General features: G+C 73.8%; 21 protein-coding genes. 12 read left to right on the plus strand and 9 right to left on the minus strand.

What is annotated here, in order from left to right; all coding sequences use genetic code 11:
- Positions 1 to 6 precede the first annotated feature (6 nt).
- A complete protein-coding gene (locus ACF08D_RS18010; RefSeq protein WP_392223622.1) occupies positions 7 to 459 on the plus strand; it encodes a PRC-barrel domain-containing protein in 453 nt (150 codons plus the stop codon).
- Positions 460 to 518: 59 nt separating this feature from the next.
- On the opposite strand, the gene ACF08D_RS18015 is transcribed toward ACF08D_RS18010, so the two are convergent.
- Both ACF08D_RS18015 and ACF08D_RS18020 read right to left on the minus strand, forming a co-directional pair.
- Positions 519 to 1,001 carry a hypothetical protein gene (locus ACF08D_RS18015; RefSeq protein WP_392223624.1) on the minus strand — a complete coding sequence of 161 codons (483 nt, stop codon included), beginning with the start codon at positions 999 to 1,001 and terminating at the stop codon, positions 519 to 521.
- Positions 1,002 to 1,104: 103 nt separating this feature from the next.
- Positions 1,105 to 1,704 (minus strand): DUF6328 family protein, encoded by a 600-nt coding sequence (locus ACF08D_RS18020; RefSeq protein WP_392223625.1) that lies wholly within the window; start codon positions 1,702 to 1,704, stop codon positions 1,105 to 1,107.
- Between the two features lie 130 nt (positions 1,705 to 1,834).
- On the opposite strand from ACF08D_RS18020, the gene ACF08D_RS18025 reads away from it, so the two are divergent.
- Positions 1,835 to 3,019: a PP2C family protein-serine/threonine phosphatase gene (locus ACF08D_RS18025; protein WP_392223626.1), complete on the plus strand. Its 1,185-nt coding sequence runs from the start codon at positions 1,835 to 1,837 to the stop codon at positions 3,017 to 3,019.
- On the opposite strand, the gene ACF08D_RS18030 is transcribed toward ACF08D_RS18025, so the two are convergent.
- Entirely contained in the window at positions 2,973 to 4,844 is a 1,872-nt protein-coding gene (locus tag ACF08D_RS18030; RefSeq protein ID WP_392223627.1) for a nitrate- and nitrite sensing domain-containing protein, read from the minus strand. The two genes, ACF08D_RS18025 and ACF08D_RS18030, sit on opposite strands and share 47 nt — an antisense overlap.
- 452 nt (positions 4,845 to 5,296) lie before the next feature.
- On the opposite strand from ACF08D_RS18030, the gene tatA reads away from it, so the two are divergent.
- Entirely contained in the window at positions 5,297 to 5,596 is a 300-nt protein-coding gene (gene tatA, locus ACF08D_RS18035) for a Sec-independent protein translocase subunit TatA (RefSeq protein WP_392223629.1), read from the plus strand.
- Here tatA and ACF08D_RS18040 read toward each other — a convergent pair.
- Positions 5,582 to 6,931 (minus strand): sensor histidine kinase, encoded by a 1,350-nt coding sequence (locus tag ACF08D_RS18040; RefSeq protein ID WP_392223630.1) that lies wholly within the window; start codon positions 6,929 to 6,931, stop codon positions 5,582 to 5,584. The genes tatA and ACF08D_RS18040 overlap by 15 nt on opposite strands.
- Positions 6,932 to 7,335: 404 nt before the next feature.
- On the opposite strand from ACF08D_RS18040, the gene ACF08D_RS18045 reads away from it, so the two are divergent.
- Positions 7,336 to 7,983 carry a response regulator gene (locus tag ACF08D_RS18045; protein WP_392223632.1) on the plus strand — a complete coding sequence of 216 codons (648 nt, stop codon included), beginning with the start codon at positions 7,336 to 7,338 and terminating at the stop codon, positions 7,981 to 7,983.
- Here ACF08D_RS18045 and ACF08D_RS18050 read toward each other — a convergent pair.
- Together ACF08D_RS18050 and ACF08D_RS18055 are read right to left on the minus strand one after the other, a co-directional pair.
- Positions 7,961 to 8,257, minus strand: coding sequence for a hypothetical protein (locus ACF08D_RS18050; RefSeq protein ID WP_392223634.1), 297 nt, complete (start codon positions 8,255 to 8,257; stop codon positions 7,961 to 7,963). The two genes, ACF08D_RS18045 and ACF08D_RS18050, sit on opposite strands and share 23 nt — an antisense overlap.
- A 46-nt stretch (positions 8,258 to 8,303) precedes the next feature.
- Positions 8,304 to 9,002: a response regulator transcription factor gene (locus ACF08D_RS18055; protein ID WP_392223635.1), complete on the minus strand. Its 699-nt coding sequence runs from the start codon at positions 9,000 to 9,002 to the stop codon at positions 8,304 to 8,306.
- A gap of 271 nt (positions 9,003 to 9,273) precedes the next feature.
- On the opposite strand from ACF08D_RS18055, the gene ACF08D_RS18060 reads away from it, so the two are divergent.
- The 3 genes from ACF08D_RS18060 (at position 9,274) to ACF08D_RS18070 (ending at position 11,289) form a co-directional block, all read left to right on the plus strand.
- Positions 9,274 to 9,669, plus strand: coding sequence for a hypothetical protein (locus ACF08D_RS18060; RefSeq protein ID WP_392223636.1), 396 nt, complete (start codon positions 9,274 to 9,276; stop codon positions 9,667 to 9,669).
- Between the two features lie 173 nt (positions 9,670 to 9,842).
- Positions 9,843 to 10,955, plus strand: coding sequence for an LCP family protein (locus tag ACF08D_RS18065; RefSeq protein WP_392223637.1), 1,113 nt, complete (start codon positions 9,843 to 9,845; stop codon positions 10,953 to 10,955).
- Between the two features lie 58 nt (positions 10,956 to 11,013).
- Positions 11,014 to 11,289: a hypothetical protein gene (locus ACF08D_RS18070; RefSeq protein WP_392223638.1), complete on the plus strand. Its 276-nt coding sequence runs from the start codon at positions 11,014 to 11,016 to the stop codon at positions 11,287 to 11,289.
- A 69-nt stretch (positions 11,290 to 11,358) separates the two neighbouring features.
- Here ACF08D_RS18070 and ACF08D_RS18075 read toward each other — a convergent pair whose 3' ends face one another.
- Positions 11,359 to 12,150 (minus strand): polysaccharide deacetylase family protein, encoded by a 792-nt coding sequence (locus ACF08D_RS18075; protein WP_392223639.1) that lies wholly within the window; start codon positions 12,148 to 12,150, stop codon positions 11,359 to 11,361.
- Between the two features lie 174 nt (positions 12,151 to 12,324).
- Positions 12,325 to 12,714 carry a hypothetical protein gene (locus tag ACF08D_RS18080; protein WP_392223641.1) on the minus strand — a complete coding sequence of 130 codons (390 nt, stop codon included), beginning with the start codon at positions 12,712 to 12,714 and terminating at the stop codon, positions 12,325 to 12,327.
- 288 nt (positions 12,715 to 13,002) lie between these two features.
- On the opposite strand from ACF08D_RS18080, the gene ACF08D_RS18085 reads away from it, so the two are divergent.
- Entirely contained in the window at positions 13,003 to 13,632 is a 630-nt protein-coding gene (locus ACF08D_RS18085) for a response regulator transcription factor (protein WP_392223642.1), read from the plus strand.
- 58 nt (positions 13,633 to 13,690) lie between these two features.
- On the opposite strand, the gene ACF08D_RS18090 is transcribed toward ACF08D_RS18085, so the two are convergent.
- Positions 13,691 to 14,326, minus strand: coding sequence for a hypothetical protein (locus ACF08D_RS18090; RefSeq protein ID WP_392223644.1), 636 nt, complete (start codon positions 14,324 to 14,326; stop codon positions 13,691 to 13,693).
- 152 nt (positions 14,327 to 14,478) lie between these two features.
- Here ACF08D_RS18090 and ACF08D_RS18095 point away from each other — a divergent pair, with 152 nt between their 5' ends.
- From ACF08D_RS18095 to ACF08D_RS18110, 4 genes are all read left to right on the plus strand, one after another.
- Entirely contained in the window at positions 14,479 to 16,098 is a 1,620-nt protein-coding gene (locus ACF08D_RS18095) for a phage tail sheath family protein (protein WP_392223645.1), read from the plus strand.
- Between the two features lie 104 nt (positions 16,099 to 16,202).
- The gene (locus tag ACF08D_RS18100; protein WP_392223646.1) at positions 16,203 to 16,658 is read left to right on the plus strand and encodes a phage tail protein; all 456 of its coding nucleotides are present in this window, start codon (positions 16,203 to 16,205) and stop codon (positions 16,656 to 16,658) included.
- A complete protein-coding gene (locus ACF08D_RS18105) occupies positions 16,655 to 17,074 on the plus strand; it encodes a hypothetical protein (RefSeq protein ID WP_392223647.1) in 420 nt (139 codons plus the stop codon). Before ACF08D_RS18100 ends, ACF08D_RS18105 begins: the two co-directional genes overlap by 4 nt.
- On the plus strand, positions 17,071 to 17,244 hold the full coding sequence (locus ACF08D_RS18110; RefSeq protein WP_392224095.1) for a DUF6760 family protein: 174 nt from the start codon (positions 17,071 to 17,073) through the stop codon (positions 17,242 to 17,244). Before ACF08D_RS18105 ends, ACF08D_RS18110 begins: the two co-directional genes overlap by 4 nt.
- The last annotated feature ends 39 nt before the right edge of the window (positions 17,245 to 17,283 follow it).

Consider the following 17,283-nt stretch of genomic DNA (forward strand, 5'->3'; position numbering starts at 1 on the left):
GCAACGGTGATCACCCAGGAGCAGCTCGCGAGTCTCGCCCGCCAGCCCGTCTTCTCCACGGACGGGGTCAAGATCGGGGACGTGGTGGGCGTCCTGCTGGACGACACCACCGGCAAGGCGGAGTGGGCGCGGGTACGCGCCGTGCCGCCCGGTCCGGGCGAGGTGTTCGTCCCCCTGCGGGAGGCGGTGCACGCCGGCGACCGTGTGGAGGTCCCCTTCCCGGTGGCGGCCGTGGAGGCCGCGGCGCGGGTGGACGTCCAGGGGCGGGAGGTGCTGTCCGTGGCGGACGAGGAGCGGCTGTCGGCGTGCTTCGGGCTCGACGGCCTCCGCGAGCAGATGAACGCCGAGCGCGGGACCGGCTGGTCGGAGATGGACCGGATCGCCGGCATCCGGTCGGGCACCGACGGGCACGAGGAGTCCCGGACGCGGCTGCGCCCCCTCCGGGAGGACGGCGCCTGAGCACCGCACGGCGGCCCCCGCTCACGGGCGGGGGCCGCCGGCCTGCCCGTACGGGCGGTCTATTCGACGCGCAGCCAGGGCTCGCAGTTGTCGGAAACGACGATCAGCTCGTCGGCGAGTTCCACCTGGAAGGTCGCCATCTCGCCGATGGGCGTGTTCACGGACTTCACGGTGTGGTGGATGTCCGACGACTTGTTGTCCATGCTGCACCGGCCCTCCGACGCGACGATCGCCCCGAGGGTCGAGTACAGGCCGGGACAGATGTCCTCCGGGACCCGGTAGGTGCCTTCGGTGTACTGCCGTGTGGCGTCCTGGGGGCCCGGCCGGGCGGTGCAGGTCCCGGCCTTGCGCGCCGGTGCGCCCGGGGTGGCGGCCGGTGTCGCCGCGCCCGGCGCCGGGGGCGGCGCGGGTGTGGTGGGCGTCGTGACGGCCGGAGCCGGGGGCGGCGCCGCCTTGCCGCTCTGCCCGTCGGCCGCGCCGCCGCAGCCGGTGAGAAGGGCGAGGCACAGCACGGCCCCCCGGGGAAGGATTTTCGTCGGCATGGGTCTCCTCGGCTCCGCGCGCCCTGCGAGGGACCCGAGACTAGCGACTGGTGTGGTGCGCCCGGGGCCGACTCCGCATGCTGGTCGCCTCTGTCCGGCCGGTCTACCCGTTCCCCGGGCGGCCGCGGTCGCGCGGTGGGGCGTTGTAGTGGTGGCGGGCCCAGGCGGGCAGGACGAACCAGATGGTGAGCAGCCAGGCGGCGAGGACGCCGGTGAGGACGGCGGCGAGGGTGTCGTCGAGGGCCACCCGCAGCAGGAGGAGCAGGGTGACGACGGTGGTCGCGGCGAGCAGGACCAGCCCGGTCCTGGCCATACGGGCGGCGAGCACGACCGTCTGGGGCTTGATGTGCCGGCCGGTGACGATCCGGTGCAGGGAGACCGGGCCGATGAGGGCGCCGACGCTGGCGGCCCCGGTGGTGACCGCGGTGACGTAGAGGGCGCGGTCGGTGTCGCCTAGGCCGCTGAAGGCGGGCTGGAAGACGGCGATCAGCAGGACGCCGAAGAGGATCTGTATGCCGGTCTGGGCCACGCGCAGCTCCTGCAGCAGGTCCGCCCACATCCGGTCCGCGCGTTCCTCGGCGGTCTCGTCGCGCCCCTGGCGCCGGCCGGGGCCTCCCGGATCGCCGGGCCCGGGACCGACCGGCTCACCGGGGCCGGGGAGGTCCGGCTCCCCGCCCGCCCGCCGGTCGCTTTGCCTCGCCATGACACACCTCGCCGGGTTTGTCCCTTATGGGGAACTATCCCATGGCGGGTGCCGCCGGAGCGATCCCCTCCCCGGGCCAGGGGCCGGGACCGTCCTGCGACCGGGTCGCGGCAGGTGCAGAGTGGGGGGTATGAGTCTCCGGCGCCGCCTCGCGGACCTCTGGCAGCCCTGGCGACCGGGCCACGCGCTGCTGGTCGTCCCGCTCGCGCTGATCGTCGTGATCGCCGTGGTGGACGTCCTGGCCCCCGGGGACATCCATCTGGGGCCGCTGCTGATCGTCGCGCCCGCGATCACCCCCGCGTTCGCCGGCCCCCTGCTGACCGGTCTGGTCGGCGCCCTCGCCGTGGCGGCGCAGGCGGTCATCGCGGTCCTGCGCGACCGGGACGAGCTGTTCTCCACCAACCACCAGGTGCAGATCGGCGCCCTGGCACTGCTCTCGCTGGTCATCGTGGTCTTCAGCCGGCAGCGCGAGCGCCGTACGCGCCAGCTCGACCGGGTACGGTCGGTCGCCGAGGCCACACAGCGGGTGGTACTGCGCCCGCTGCCGCACCGGCTGGGCCCGTTGCGGATCGCCTCCGCCTACCAAGCGGCCGACGACGAGGCGCAGATCGGCGGGGACCTGTACGCGGCGACCCGCACCGCGCACGGCACGCGTGTCCTCATCGGTGACGTTCGGGGCAAGGGGCTGACCGCCATCAGCGACGCCTCCGTGATCATGGGGTCGTTCCGGGAGGCCGCCCACCGGGCCGGCACGCTGGCCGAGCTGGCGTTCACCCTGGAGGAGAGCATCTGCCGGCACCTCGCGGAGCAGACACCGCACCTCGACGCCGAGCACCTGGACGAGCACTTCGTCACCGCGCTGATGCTCGACATCCCCGACGACGATCCCCTGACCCAGATGATCAATTGCGGCCATCCCCCGCCGCTGCTGCTGAACCGGCACGGGGTGACCGCCCTGGCGCCGCTCCACTCCGAGCCGCCGCTGGGCCTGTGCGACCTGCCCAGACCCCGGCCCGCCGTCGGGACGTTCCGCTTCGGGGACGACGACACCCTGCTGCTGCACACCGACGGGGTAGTCGAGGCCCGCTCGCCCGACGGCCGGTTCTACCCGCTCGCCGAGCGTGCCGGACGGTGGACCGACAGCGGTCCGGAGGCGCTGCTGCACCACCTCCGTACCGACCTGGACGCCCATGTCGGCGGGCACCTCGACGACGACGCCGCGGTGGTGGTGATCACCCGCGCGCGGCGGGTCGAGCCGGGCCACCTGCTCAGGAGGGGCCGCTCCGGCGCCCTGCCGGCAGCTCCGCACCGGTGACGAGCAGCTCCGCCGGTACGAGGACGGCGGCGACGGTGCCGGTGGGCTCTCCCGGCCGGAGGCGTACGCCGATGCCGTGCTTGCGCGCCAGGGCGCCGGCCACGTAGAGGCCCATCGTTCTCGCGGCGTCGGCCGGAGTGGCGCCGGAGCCGTCGAGCAGCGTGGTGGCCCTGCGCAGCTCGGCATCGCCCAGCCCGATGCCCTGGTCGCGGACCTCCAGGAGCAGCCGGCCGTCGGGGAGGCGGGCGCCGCAGACGTCGACCGGGGCGAGGGGGCTGGAGAAGGAGGCGGCGTTGTCGAGGAGTTCCGACATCAGGTGGACCACGTCGTGCGTGGCGTACCCGGCCAGGTCCACCCCCGGCAGGGGGCCGAAGGCGACGCGCTCGTACTGCTCGATGGCGCTCACGGCGGCCCGCAGCACCGAGAGCAGGTCCATGGGCGCCGTCCGGCGGGAACCGGTGTCGGCGCCGGCGATCACCAGCAGGTTCTCGCTGTTGCGCCGGATGCGGGTGGCCAGGTGGTCCACCCGGAACAGGCTCGCCAGGCGGTCCGGGTCCAGCTCGTCGTCCTCCAGGTCGCTGATCACGGCGAGTTGCCGCCGTACGAGGGTGGTGTTGCGCCACGACAGGTTGCGGAAGGCGGTGTTGACGTCCTCGCGCAGCCGCGCCTGCTCCCGGCCGAGCCGGACCGCCTCCCGGTAGACGTGGTCGAACGCCCGGGCGACGTCGCCGAGTTCGTCGCGCGACCGCACGTCGAGCGCCCCGCCCGCCGGCTCCGCCGGGAGGGGTGTGCCCTCCGAGAGGTGCCGGGTGACCTCGGGCAGCCGCCGCTCCGCCACCTCGGTGGCCGACGCGCTGAGGCGCCCCAGCCCCCGCACCAGGCCGCGCGAGGCGCGGTGGGCGATGAGGGTGGCGGCCAGCAGGATCGCGGCGGCCACCAGGCAGTCGGTGACCACGGCGCGGCGGGCCCGTGCGCGCTGCTCCTCGGCCGCCCGGACCACATGGGCCTCCACCTCGTCCTGGAGGGCGGTCAGTTCACGGCCGACCGCGGTCATCGACGCGTACCAGTCCCCGGGCAGCCGGGCGGCCAGGAACGCCCCGTCCCCGGCGGTCTCGACGGTGGACGCGACCGACGCGATCCGCCGGGCCTGCGCCGAGCCGTTGATCCGCCGGAAGCGCGCCGCCTCGGCGGGGTCGGCGAAGTAGCCGAACTCGCGGCCGGTGGTGTCCCGGACGAGCTGGGCGGCCAGGTAGGTGCCCCGGCTGCCGGGGCTCATCGTCCGCCGCGCGACGGCGAGGGAGAGGTTGGCCCGCTGGCCGCTGAGCATGGCCGTGTCGAGGGCCAGGTTGTAGAGCGTCCAGCCGGCCGACTGGAGGTCGCCCGCGGCGCTTCCGACCTGGTTGTGCACCCCGGCGACGGTCAGGATGACCGCCCCGAAGCCCGATTCCACGGTGTGCGGCGGGGCGTGGTGGTTCTGGGCCGCGCGCAGCGCCCCGAGGCGGCGCAGCGCGGCCGTCACGGCGTCCCGGTGTCCGTTCAGGCCCGCCCCGGCGGGCAGCGCGTCCAGCTTGCCGGTGAAGATCCGCGCGTCCCGGTCGGTGCGGCGCCGCGCCTCGGCGACGTCCCGCGCGCTGTGGCCGGCACGCGGGTCGACGGCCCGGTCGCGCTCGTCGGCGAGGGTGCGGATGAGGGCGGAGCCCGAGCGGGCGGTGTCGGCGACACGGCGCAGGTCGCGGTACGTGTCGGCGGTGGCGAGGGCGTCGTCGACGCGCAGCCCGGCGAGCGCCAGGGCGGCCAGGAGCGGCACGCTCAGCACGATCGCCATGCGTACGGGTACGCGGAGGCCGCTCCCGCGCGGTACGGCCTGCCGCAGCACGGCGCGGAGCGCGGCGCGGAACCGCCCGGCCCCGCGTGCGACGGCCCGGCGGGCCCGGGTCCGGGTCAGCGCCGCCCGGCGCAGTGCGACCCGGGCGGGGCCGGACCGGCGCGTCGCGGCCCGGGGTGTCGCCCGGCGGGGCTGTTCCGGACCCGGCTTCTGGGAGGGGGGTGGGGGAAAACGCAACGGAGAGTCCCGTTCACTCGGGTGGAGAGCGGGCCCTCGCTCGTCGGGCGCCGCTGCCGTCGGCCCAACGTAGAGCGGCCCGGGTTAACGGCTCCTCAGCGTTGTGTTGCGCAGGGCATTGCACGGCCCGTATTCCGGCGGCCGGGGGTGTGAACGGCCTTACGATGACGGGAAGTCCCGCAGATCCGAAATCCCGTGAAGGTCGGTGAGTACCCGTGTTGCGCAATGCGATGGAACCCTGGCACCTGGTGATACTGGTGACCGCCGTGGTGCTGTTGTTCGGCTCCAAACGACTTCCCGACGCGGCCCGTTCGCTCGGGAAATCGATGCGCATTCTGAAAAGCGAGACGCGGGCCCTGAGCAAGGACGAGGCCGGTGCGCCGGCGCCTGTCGTGCGGACCGCCGACGCCACGGCGCAGGAGGGCCCGAGCCAGGACCCCGGCCCGATCCAGGGCCAGGCCCGGACCCAGACCCAGGCCAGGGCCCAGGAGGGCCAGGGGTCAGGCCGGGGGTGACGGTGCGGCCGCCGTCCGCGCCCCGTCCACCGGCTCGGGGGCCGGGAGGGCGGGGAGCAGCACGGTGACCCGGGTGCCGCGCGGCGCGCCGGGGGTGATCGACAGGGTGCCCCCGGCGCTCTCGACGCAGATGCGCTGCGAGGCGAGCCCGATGTGGCCGGCGCGCACCTTCGCGTACAGCTCCTCCGGCACGATGCCCCCGCCGTCGTCGGCCACCACGAGCCGTACCGTGCCGGGGCCCACGACGTCCAGGGTGACCGTGGCCCTGGTGGCACCGGCGTGCTTGACGACGTTGGACAGCAGCTCCCTGGCCGCCCGGTAGAGGAGCCGGTCGGCGGGGCCGGCCGAGTCGATCCCGCACTCCACGTCCACGGCCAGTCCGCCGCGTGCCGCCGTCTGCTGGGCCAGCGCGTCCAGCGCGCGGGCCAGGCCCGAGGTCTCCAGCACCTCCGAGTGCAGCACCTTGATGGACGAGCGCAGCTGGCCGGTGGCCTCCTGGAGCAGGCGGTCGGCCCGGACGAAGGCCGGGTGGGGGTCGGCGCCGGCGCCCTCCTCCATCTCGTGCCGGGCCGCCAGCACGGTCTGCACGGCACCGTCGTGGAGGGCCTCGGCCAGTTCGTTGCGCTCGCGCTCCTCGGCCGACATCACCTGGGCGAGGAGGCGGGACCGGTGGCCGGCCAGGGTGAGGATCAGGCGGACGCGCGACTGCTGGATGTGCGACAGCAGCACCCCTCCGGCGGCCACCACCAGGATCAGGAAGGCGTGCAGCAGCGAGGAGTGCCAGTACGGGTTGTCCCCCCGGTGCCCGATGGCGACGCCCGCGACGTACGCGCAGGCCGCGCAGACGCCCGCCACGGCCGTGATGGCGGGTTGCAGGAGGAACGCGGCCAGCAGCGGCAGCAGGAAGAAGGCGTCCTCGGTGAGCGGCGACGACCAGTCCGGGTCCGAGAAGTTCCCCGAGAGGGCGATCAGCGCGGTGATGGCCGCGAGGTCGACGACCAGCGGCCACCACACCTTGAACGCGGGGGTCCGGGTCGACCACGACATCACCAGCACCACCAGGCTCCAGGCGCCGTAGCCGGCCGTGATGGCGAGGGAGGCCGCCGGGTGCTGGAGCGGCGGGAAGGCGTAGAGGTTGACGCAGAGCGCGGCGACGATGAACAGCCGCATGACGCCCTGGGCACGGAGGGCCCGCAGCCGGTGCATCGCCTCGTTGGCGGCCACCGCCTCGTCCGCGCTCCTGCGGACCGCCACGACGCCAATGTCGTCCCGTACGAAGGGGGCGAAGCGGCCGAAGCGCGTGGAGCGCGCGAGGTCCCGGCAGCGGGCGAGCACGCCTCTCCCGGAGCCGGGCCGAGGCTCGGCACCCGTGCCGCGCCCGCCAACAGGTCCGGGTTCGGAAACCGGTCCGGGTTCGGGAACAGGCCCGGGAACGGGTCCAGATTCCATGTCGATTTCACCTCCGGGCGTCAGGATTTCCCTCGCCGACGGTCCGCCGACGGTCATCCCTCTGCCCGTACGTCAGGTCGTACGATTCCCATGCGCGACCGTCGCCCGGTACGCGGCTCCACCGCATCCGTCATTCCGGTCGGCCTTCGCCCCCGCGGCTCCTCCCGGGAGCCGATTTCCCCCCACCTTATCTCGCGATCCTGTGCTTCCGGAGCCGCCGCATTCCCGGGAACTGCGCGCCCGGGAGAAGCTTATGGGCTCGAAATGCCCGTTCCGGTAGTCTCCCCGGAATGACCAGTGGTGCGAATCGGATACGTGTCGTCGTGGTGGACGACCACCCGGTGTTCCGGGAGGGAGTGGCGCGCGGGCTTCTGCTCAGCGGACACGTCGACGTGGTGGCGGAGGCGGAGAACGGCCGCCAGGCGCTCGACGCCGTCCGGCGCGAGCGGCCGGACGTGGCCGTCGTCGACTACCGGCTCCCCGACCTCGACGGTGTGGCGGTCGCCCGGGCCGTGAGCGGTGAGCGGCTGCCGACGCGGGTCCTCCTGCTGTCGGCCACCACCGACAGCTCCGTGGTCTTCCGCGCCATCGAGGAGGGCGCGGCGGGATACCTCCCCAAGGACGCCCGGCGGGCCGAGATCGTGGACGCCGTGCTGAAGGTGTCCAAGGGCGCGGTGGTCATCCCGCCCGGCCTCGCGGGAGGGCTGGCCTCCGAGATCCGGATGCGGAGCGCGCGGTCGGCGCCCGTGCTGTCGGAGCGGGAGCGCCAGGTGCTCGGGGCCTTCGCCCGGGGGCTCAGCATCCCCAGGACCGCCGAGGAGCTGTTCCTCGGGCCGAGCACCGTCAAGACGTACGCGCAACGGCTGTACGAGAAGCTGGACGTGTCCGACCGGGCCGCCGCCGTCGCGGAGGCGCTCAGGCGCGGCCTGATCGACTGACCCCGGTACCGGGCCGGGGCAGCTCCTCGCCCGCGCCCCGGTACGGCCGGGAGGACCGGTGCTCCCGCGGCTCCCCGGCCACCCACACGTAGGCGATCATCGCCAGGGACAGCGAGACCAGCAGGAACGCGATGACCACATTGGTGACGTTCTGGTGCCCGAGGGGAAAGGACGCGTCGGTGGCGATGTAGACGACCATCCAGAACACTCCGATGAGCAGCGTCGCCATCGCCGAGACGGCGAGCACGATTTTTCCGGAACTTTTCCCGTACATTGCACACTCTTTCACTCCGGGACCGTTCTCGGGCGTCCGCCTCGGGTCACGGTCCGGGGGGTCCCGCGGTGCGGGGATTGACGACTTTGATGCCCACACCGCGCACGGTGCGGATGTAGCGGGGCTTCACGGCGCTCTCGCCGAGCTTCTTCCGCAGCCAGGAGAGATGGACGTCGATCGTCTTCTCGGACACCCCGAAGACGTTGTTCCAGATCTCCCGCAGCAGCTCGGCCTTGCTCACCACCCGTTCCTCGGCGCCGACGAGATAGGCGAGCACCTCGAACTCCCTCGGTCTGAGGTCCAGCGCCCGTCCGCGCAGCGTGGCCAGGTGCTTGTCGATGTCGACCACCAGGTCCCCGAGGACGTGTCTCTGCTGCCGTTCGCCGTGGGACCGGCGCACCGTGGCCCGGATCTGCGCGTGCAGCAACTCCGGGGAGCAGGGGCGGAAGATGCAGCTGTCCGCGCCCACGTCGAGCGCCCGCACGGCCCGTCCCTCGTTGCGGGACGTGAGGGTGTAGATGACCGGGGTGTCGGTCATCGACCGCAGCATGCGGAGCATCTGGCAGCTGTCGAAGTCCGGCAGCTCCGCGTGGAGCACCAGGATGTCGACGGCCGACTGGGACAGGGCGCTGAGCCCGGCGGCTCCCGTGCTCTCCGCCGAGACGTCGTGCCGCATCCTGCGCAGCGAGTCGACGAGCTGGTCCCGCGCGGCGGAATCCGATTCGATCACAAGCACGCGGTTCATCTGAATCCTTGCCCCTTCGCTGCGGGTTTCGGGTCGCGGGTTTCCGTTAAGGCCGATTCAAGTCTCCGTGACGTTTCGGCCGGGCACTGTCGTGCCGCCGGACGACACGGCGGGGGATGCCGTGTCCCCCGGTCGGCCGACATCCGGCCGGACCACTCCGGGGATTCCGGGCGGCGGCAATGTTGCCTTGTCCCTGCCTTCGCCGTGCCTTAAGGGTCGGGCTGCGACGGTGGACGGGTGGGGAAATGACGCGTCGAGCCTGGGGGTTTCGTTGTTCCTCGGTATCGGATGGGGCAGCCTGCTGATTCTCGCGGTGGTCGCCCTCCTCGTCCTCGACCCGGCGAAAGTGCCGGGCGTCGTGCGGGAGGTGAGGTCCTTCGTCGGGACGGTCCGGAGCCTGTCGGCACGGGCGCAGGCGGATGTCTCGGAGGAGTGGCGGCGGTACGCGGCGGAAGCCGGACGGGCCGAGCTGCTGGAGGCGGCCCGGGCCGCGCGGGCCGAGTGCGAGGCGGCGGGCCGCACCCTCGCCGAGGTGTGCGCCCCGGACGTACCGGAGCGGAGCACCACGCCGTCCGGCCCGGCCGCCGGCGGCACGACCGGTGCGGGCGCCGCCCCCGCCACCGGCCGCGAGGCGTGGCGGGGCGGTGCCCACGACGACGTCACCTGACGTCACGTCACACAGCCGCCGGAGGGCCCACGCGCCCGGCCGCTCGGCTGCTCGGCCGCCTGGGCAGTCGGCTGCCCCTCGGCCTTTCGAGCCCCTGTGCTCCCCCGCGTACCCACTCCTCCGCCGGTCTGCGACGACCCACGCAGACGGCCGCAGACGAGAGACACACCGACATGCACCGAGCACAGCCCCCGGGCACCCGCCGCACCGACGACTCGGCGGGAGCGGGGTGGCGCATCGGCCGTCACCGCCGGCCGAGGGCACGACGGCGCCCCGGGGCCCGGCGGCGGGTGGTGGCCGTCGCCGTGGTGGCGCTGCTGTCCGTCGTCGCCGCGGCCGGGTGGCTGCTCCACCGTCTCGACGGGAACCTCGAGACGGTCGACATCGACTCCGCGCTCGGTTCGGACCGCCCGGCCGCCGGGCCCGACGGGGCCCTGAACATCCTGGTGCTGGGCTCCGACTCACGGGCGGGGAGCAATGGGCGGTACGGCCGCGACCACGGCGGGAGCCGGTCGGACACCGCCATGGTGGTGCACCTCTCGAAGGACCGGACCCGAGCCGACGTCGTCAGCGTCCCGCGCGACACGATGGTCGACCGGCCGGCCTGCCGGCAGTCCGACGGCACCACCGCCCCCGCCCGGCGCGGCATGTTCAACGAGGCTCTCTCGACCGGTGGGCCCGCGTGCGCCGTGAAGACCGTGGAGGCGATGTCCAGCGTCCGCATGGACCACTTCGTGGAGATCGACTTCCATGGGTTCACCCAGGTCATCGACGTCCTCGGCGGGGTCGACATCACCACGACACGGCCCATCCACGACCCGTACAGCCATCTGGACCTGCCGGCCGGTTCGCACCACCTGGACGGGGAGAAGGCGCTGGGTCTGGTGCGGACCCGGCACGGCGTCGGCGACGGCAGCGACCTCGGCCGCATCGAGGTGCAGCAGTCGTTCCTCAAGGCCCTGTCGCGGCAGGCGCGTTCGTCCGGCGCGCTGTCCAACCCGAGCGAGCTGTACCGGCTGGCCGACATCACCACCCGCAACATCACCACCGACGAAACACTGGGTTCCGTGCAGCAACTGGTGGGCCTGGCGCGGCGGGTGAAGGACGTGGACACCCGCCGCCTGGCCACCGTCACCCTTCCCGTGTCGCCCGACCCGGCCGACCCCAACCGGGTCGTCCCGGACACCCGGCGGGCCGCCGCGATGTGGTCCGCCCTCGGTGCCGACCGCCCGCTCCCCCGCCCGGAACGGCCCGGCGGCGGCCGTACCGGAAGCGTGGTGCGCTGAGCGGCCCCCGAACGAACGCCGGCGTACGTCCCCGCACCCCCACTGAGGAGGAAGTCCCGTGTCACCGCACTGGATCACCCCACCGCACACCCTCAACGGCTATGTCAGCGAGCCTGGTTACGGCACGGGCCCCGGCCCGGCGCACGGGCCCGGACGGCATCGCCGGACCACCGGCGGTTTCAGCGACACCCCCATTTTCGCCGGGCTCGTGGCGGACCGGGGCCTGCCCATGGTGCCGCGCGTCGAGCCGGGAGTGATCGCGCTCGTGTGGGAGGAGCACCTCGGGTACCTGCCGGCCGGGGCCACCGGGTGGGGGGCCGGGCCCCCACCGTGAGCGCGGCGCACCGCGCTGGCCGTCCGCCGGGCGCGGTGCGCCGCCGTCGCGCCGGCCGCCGTCGCCCGGCTACCAGCGCGGGAAGGCGTAGTGGTACGAGCGGGAGTCCAGCTCGTCCAGGAGTCGCCCGAGCGCGGCGACGCTCTGCGAACGGTCGCCGCCGCCGTCGTGCATGAGCAGCACCTTTCCCGGGGCGAGCGAGGCGTGGATGTTGCCGAGGATCGTGTCCACGCCGGGGCGCCGCCAGTCCTGGGCGTCCACTTCCCAGCCCAGGGGCCGCAGGCCGTGCACCGCCGCGAGCCGGCGGATCACCGGGGTGAAGTCCCCGCCGGGCGCCCGGTAGTACCAGACCCTGCCGCCCGGCCCGGCCGCCTTCTGGATGAGCTGCTGGGCGTCGACGATCTCGTGCCGGTTGTACCCCTCGGACTGCCGGCTCTGGCGCTCGTTGTGGTGCATGGAGTGGTCGCACAGCCGGTGTCCGGCCGCGACGACCTGGCGCACCAGGTCCGGGTGGCGGGCGGCGTTCCGTCCGATCATGCAGAAGGTCGCCTTGGCGTGGTGCTGTTCGAGCAGGCGGAGGACCTTCGGCGTCCACTCCGGGTCCGGGCCGTCGTCGAAGGTGAGGGCCACCACCCGGCCGGTCCCCTCCACGGCGTGCTGGATCTCCGCGCCGGGCGTCGGGGTGGGCGAGGGGTCCGCCGTCCCGGACGGCCGGCCCGAGGGGCCGGAGGCGGGCGGAGGCGCCGGGGTGCTCCCGCCGGCCGCGCCCGGGGAGGTGGCGTGCGGTCCGCAGGACACGGTGAGGGCGGCGACCGCCGCGACGAGCAGGGTCCCCGCCGTACGGGGGCGGCGTATGGGCATGGCGAAGTTCCTCCTGCCGGGCGGGTGCCACGCGGGCGTGGCGCCGCGTCCCACCAGGCTGCCAGCCCCCGTGTTGGCGCACGGTTGCGCCCGCCTTGCCGCGAGGTTGACGCGGAACCGGCGGGGTGCGGCGGGAACGGCGTGAACCGCCGGGATACGGAGGGTCGGGCACGGTCAGGGGCGGCGGAGGAGCGAGTGCACGGTGCCCACCGGTACGCCGGTGAGACCGGCGCTGTGCTCCGCGTCGTAACCGAGGGACATCAGCACCCTCACGTCCTCGGCCAGGACGTCCTCGGCCGTCCTCCCGGGCGGCTCGCCGGCGTGCGCCCGGACCCGCCGGCTGAGGATCTGCCACGCCTGGGCGGCCGGGCTGCACGAGCTGATGACACCGGGCCACCGGCACAGCAGTGCGGCGAACGCGCCGGTGACGGCCGCGTCCGCACCGGTGGGACCGAGGCGGGCGCGGGCGTAGGCGAGGTAGTGCGGGCGGTGGAGGGCAAGGAACGCCTCGTAAGCCAGAGGAGCCGCGAGGGTGCCCCGGTGGTCGTGGGGGCTGGTCTGCACGAGGAGCTTTCCGAAGCAGGGGGGATGGTGGTCCGGGACGGGCGGAAATCGCCTCGGATCACCGTAACAGTGGTGTGTTGTACGGGGGTTGAACCCAGGTTAAGAGCGGCTGATGCCTCGATGAGAGCCTGGCGCGGTGCCCGCGCCGGCACGGAGGCGGTCCAACTCTGCGCAGGAACGGCGTTAACGCGGCCCGGTCTAGTTTGGCGCGTACGGCGGACCTGCCCGCCGGGAACGGCCCGCCCGCTCGGCACGCGCGGGCGGGCACCCCCTACGAGGAGCACACCCATGACATCGGACCGCATATTCGTCCACGTGGAGGCGTCGGACCCGATCTCGGAGGCCGGGATCGTGGCGGCGCTGAAGACACGGGGGGAGATCTGGGTCGCGGACGGCGCCGCGGCCACCCCCGCGACGGTCGCCGTGATCGTCGCCGACGAGATGGACGACCAGGCCCAGCGCCTGCTGCGCACGGTACGGGGGCGGGGCATGCGGCAGGCCGTGGCGGTCGTGTCGGAGCTGGACGACGCCGGGCTGATGCGGGCGGTGGAGTTCGGGGTGGCGGGGCTCGTACGGCGGCGGGAGGCCACCGCCGACCGGCTGGCGCAGGTCATCGCGTCCGTCCACCGCGGTGCGGGCGTCGTACCGCCGGACCTGCTGGGCCGGCTGCTGAAGCAGGTGTCCCAGGTGCAGCAGCAGGTACTGGCCCCGCGCGGCCTGCGGCTGAACGGCCTCACCGACCGCGAGAGCGACGTCCTGCGGCTGGTCGCGGCCGGTCTGGACACCCGGGAGATCGCCCATGAACTGGCGTACTCGGAACGGACCGTGAAGAACGTCCTGCACGACGTCACCCACCGGTTCCACCTGCGCAACCGGTCGCACGCGGTGGCCTTCGCCATCCGCGAGGGGTTGATCTGAGGGGTACGGGGCCGGGGGCGCGTCGGGGGCCTCGGGCCGGGGGCCTCGGGGCGGGGGTCTACTCCTGGACGCGGCGCCCCTGGCGTGGCACCGTGCGGCGTCTGCCCAGGGCGGCCGGGGGGCCGTCGCCCGGGGCGCCGGGGCGGTGCGTGCCGAGGTCGATCCGTTCCGGGGCGCGCTCCACGGACCGGTCGGCGGGCGGCCGGAGGGGCGCCGGCACGGCGACGTACAGCGCGGGCGCGCAGGGCGGCGCGGGGGCCGCGGCCACCGGGAGGGGCACGGGGGACGCCGGGGCGACGACCAGGGGCAGCGCGCCGGTCCCGAAGCCGTGGAACACCGGGTGCACGAGGTCGTCGGGCAGGCAGGCGACGGCCGCCCCCGCCCGGACGACGTCCTCCAGCAGGCGGTACCGCTCCCGCCACCCCTCGCCGTACGCGGTGAGCCGGTACGAGTGGCGCAGGACCCGCAGCGGTTCGGCCCGGGCGGCGGCGGAACGGTTCGCGGCGTCGCGCACGTACACGCCGCCGCCCCGGCCGCGGTCCTCCTCGCGCACGTCGTACAGCCACACCCGCAGGAGGGGCGCACCGGCCACCGCCGCCGCCGGCTCGCGCTCCGGTTCGTCGAAGCACAACACGGCCCGGGGGACGCACCGGCGGAGCCATGCCTCCAGCGAGAGGGTCACCGCTTCCAACATCGCTCCATCGTGGGGCCGGTGCCGTCGCCGGGGCACCGCCGGACGGCTGCCCGATGGGGCGGGCCCGCCTGTCCGGGCGCATGGCCCTCCGCCCCCTCACCCCGGCGCGGGCGGGGGCAACGATGAGGCTCCCGCAGGAAAGTGAGGAGCGAGTGCCGAACTATCTGACCCCGGGCGTCTTCGTGGAGGAGACGTCCTCGGGCATCCGGCCGATCCAGGGAGTCGGGACCGCGACCGCCGCGTTCATCGGCTTCACCGAGAAGGGTCCCGTCAACGAAGCGGTGCTGGTGTCGAGCTGGACGCACTACACGTCCGTGTTCGGCGAGTTCACGGCGGACGCGTACCTCCCCCACAGCGTCTACGGCTACTTCGTCAACGGCGGCGGCAACGCGTACGTCGTCAGCCTGGGCACCGGCGCGCCCGCCCCGGCCGCCGAGGAGCCTCCGCAGCCGGTACCGCCGGCACAGCGGCCGGCGCCGCGCGCCCGGGCCGAGCTGGCCGGGCCGGAGGGACGGCCCGCGCTGACCGTGGCGCTGGCGGCGGACGCCCCGCCCGGCGACGGCCCGGTCGTCGTGGAGGCACGGGACGCCACCGCGCCCGGCGACGACCAGTCCTTCCGGCTCGTGGTACGCCGGGGCGACCGGACGGTGGAGGACTACGACAACGTGTCGGCCGGACGGGGGCCGTCCTTCGTCGGTACGGCACTGAAGAAGTCGTCCCTGATCACCCTGGCGGAGACCAAGGGCGCCCCGCCGGGCCGCCCCGCCGCCGGGGCCAGGGCGACGCTCGTACCGGCCGAGCCGCCCGCCGCTCCCTCCGCGCCCGCCGTTCCCTCCGCGCTCGCCACCGCGCCCGACGTCCGTCTGGACCCGGGGCGTTACATCGGGGACACCGCCGCCCGCACCGGCCTCGCGGGCCTGGAGGCACTGGACGACATCACCATGGTCGCGGCCCCGGACCTGATGTCGGCCTACCGCGCGGGCGCCATCGACGGCGAGGGCGTCAAGGCGGTGCAACTGGCCCTGGTGGCGCACTGCGAGACGATGGGCGACCGGGTCGCCATCCTCGACCCGCTCCCCGGGCTCAACGCCCAGCAGGTGCGCGACTGGCGCCAGGAGTACGCCGGCTTCGACTCCAAGTACGCCAGCCTCTACTGGCCCTGGGTGCAGGTCATGGACCCCGTCGAGCGACGGGCCGAGACCATCCCGCCCAGCGGCCACGTCGCGGGCGTATGGGCCCGCAGCGACGCCACGCGCGGGGTGCACAAGGCGCCCGCCAACGAGGTGATGCGCGGCGTCCTGGCCCCCGCGCTGGCGGTGACCAGGGGCGAGCAGGGCGTACTCAACCCGATCGGGGTCAACTGCCTGCGGACCTTCCCGGGACAGGGCGTCCGCGTCTGGGGCGCCCGTACCCTCTCCAGCGACCCGGAGTGGCGGTACCTCAACGTCCGCCGGCTGTTCAACTACATCGAGAAGTCGATCCTGGACGGCACCAACTGGGTCGTCTTCGAACCCAACGACCGCTACCTCTGGGAAGGCGTCAGCCGTACGGTCACGGCCTTCCTCACCCGCGTGTGGCGCAGCGGGGCGCTGTTCGGCCGCAGCCCGGCGGAGGCGTTCTTCGTCCGCTGCGACGAGGAGAACAACCCGCCGGAGAACCGGGACGCGGGGGTGCTGACCATCGACATCGGTGTCGCCCCGGTCAAGCCGGCCGAGTTCGTGGTCTTCCGCCTCTCCCAGTACACCCCCGGTGCTGAGCACGGCGACCAGTAGCAGCCACGCAGCCACACCGCCACCAGCACGCCAGCACGCCAGCACGCCAGCACGCCAGCAGGAGCAGCAGCCCCTCGGGCCCGTAGCAGCAGGAAGCAGAGACCATGCCCTTCTCCCCCATGCAGGACGCCCCCCAGGCCATCACCGCCGCACGGTTCGTGGTGAGCTTCGACCAGTCCGCCCCGTCGTACTTCTCCGAACTGAGCGGTATCACCAGCGAGGTGGAGCCCACGGAGTACATCGCGTCGCACTCGCGGTCCGGCCGGGTCGTGCACACCAAGCAGTTCGGCAAGACCAAGCCGCCCACGGTCACGCTCAAGCGCGGTGTCGACGGCACCGGATTCCTCTTCGCGTGGCACGCGATGGTCCGCGAGGGCAACCCGGCGGCCAAGATGACCGGCACGCTGGAGCTCCAGGACGCGGCCGGGGCGACGCAGATGACGTACCGCCTCTTCAACGCCTGGCCGAGCAAGGTGGAGGTGGGCAACCTCAAGGCGGGCGCGTCCGAGATCGTCCTGGAGACGGTCACCTTCACGTGCGAAGAGGTCAAGGCGCTGTGAGCGGTCCCGAATGGCCGGAGCACCCGGAGGCCGTCACGGGGCGCACGATACGGACGGAGTACCCCTTCGTCCTGCCCCGCGGCTATGTCGACGCGCAGGGCGGGCTGCACCGCGAGGGCACGATGAGGCTGGCCACGGCCCGGGACGAGATCGCGCCCCAGACCGACCCGGCCGTCCGGCAGAACCCGGCCTACCTGACCGTGCTGCTGCTCGGCCGGACCGTCACCCGGCTCGGCTCGGTGCCCGAGGTGACCACCGGGACCATCGAGAACCTCTTCGCCTCCGACCTGGCGTTCCTCCAGGACCTCTACCGGCGGATCAACCAGGAGGGCCGCACCGAGGCGGAGGTGTGCTGCCCCTCCTGCGAGCACCGGTTCGTGGTGGACGTGGCGGGTGAGACGCCGGGGGAATCCTGACGTACACGGCCGACCGTCTCTGGGAGGAGGTCGTCTACGTCGCCTACTACCTCCACTGGTCCGCCGATTCCGTCCTCGGCCTGGAGCACCCGGTACGACAGCGGGTGATCGAGGAGATCGGCCGGATCAACGAACGGATCTCCGCATCCGACGACGAACCGGACGGCTGAGCCGCCCGTCCGGAACCCGACCGCAAGCCTGAAAGGAGG

Origin of the sequence: Streptomyces sp. NPDC015131 (genome assembly GCF_043079975.1) — a bacterium.
Taxonomy (GTDB): domain Bacteria; phylum Actinomycetota; class Actinomycetes; order Streptomycetales; family Streptomycetaceae; genus Streptomyces.

Coding starts and splice junctions, on each gene's coding strand:
- ACF08D_RS18055 (WP_392223635.1), bottom strand. CDS start 9,002: ATGAACCGCGTGCTTGTGATCGAATCGGATTCCGCCGCGCGGGACCAG.
- ACF08D_RS18015 (WP_392223624.1), bottom strand. CDS start 1,001: ATGCCGACGAAAATCCTTCCCCGGGGGGCCGTGCTGTGCCTCGCCCTT.
- ACF08D_RS18085 (WP_392223642.1), top strand. CDS start 13,003: ATGACATCGGACCGCATATTCGTCCACGTGGAGGCGTCGGACCCGATC.
- ACF08D_RS18030 (WP_392223627.1), bottom strand. CDS start 4,844: ATGGCGATCGTGCTGAGCGTGCCGCTCCTGGCCGCCCTGGCGCTCGCC.
- ACF08D_RS18090 (WP_392223644.1), bottom strand. CDS start 14,326: ATGTTGGAAGCGGTGACCCTCTCGCTGGAGGCATGGCTCCGCCGGTGC.
- ACF08D_RS18075 (WP_392223639.1), bottom strand. CDS start 12,150: ATGCCCATACGCCGCCCCCGTACGGCGGGGACCCTGCTCGTCGCGGCG.
- ACF08D_RS18050 (WP_392223634.1), bottom strand. CDS start 8,257: ATGTACGGGAAAAGTTCCGGAAAAATCGTGCTCGCCGTCTCGGCGATG.
- ACF08D_RS18045 (WP_392223632.1), top strand. CDS start 7,336: ATGACCAGTGGTGCGAATCGGATACGTGTCGTCGTGGTGGACGACCAC.
- ACF08D_RS18025 (WP_392223626.1), top strand. CDS start 1,835: ATGAGTCTCCGGCGCCGCCTCGCGGACCTCTGGCAGCCCTGGCGACCG.
- ACF08D_RS18100 (WP_392223646.1), top strand. CDS start 16,203: ATGCCCTTCTCCCCCATGCAGGACGCCCCCCAGGCCATCACCGCCGCA.
- ACF08D_RS18020 (WP_392223625.1), bottom strand. CDS start 1,704: ATGGCGAGGCAAAGCGACCGGCGGGCGGGCGGGGAGCCGGACCTCCCC.
- ACF08D_RS18065 (WP_392223637.1), top strand. CDS start 9,843: ATGCACCGAGCACAGCCCCCGGGCACCCGCCGCACCGACGACTCGGCG.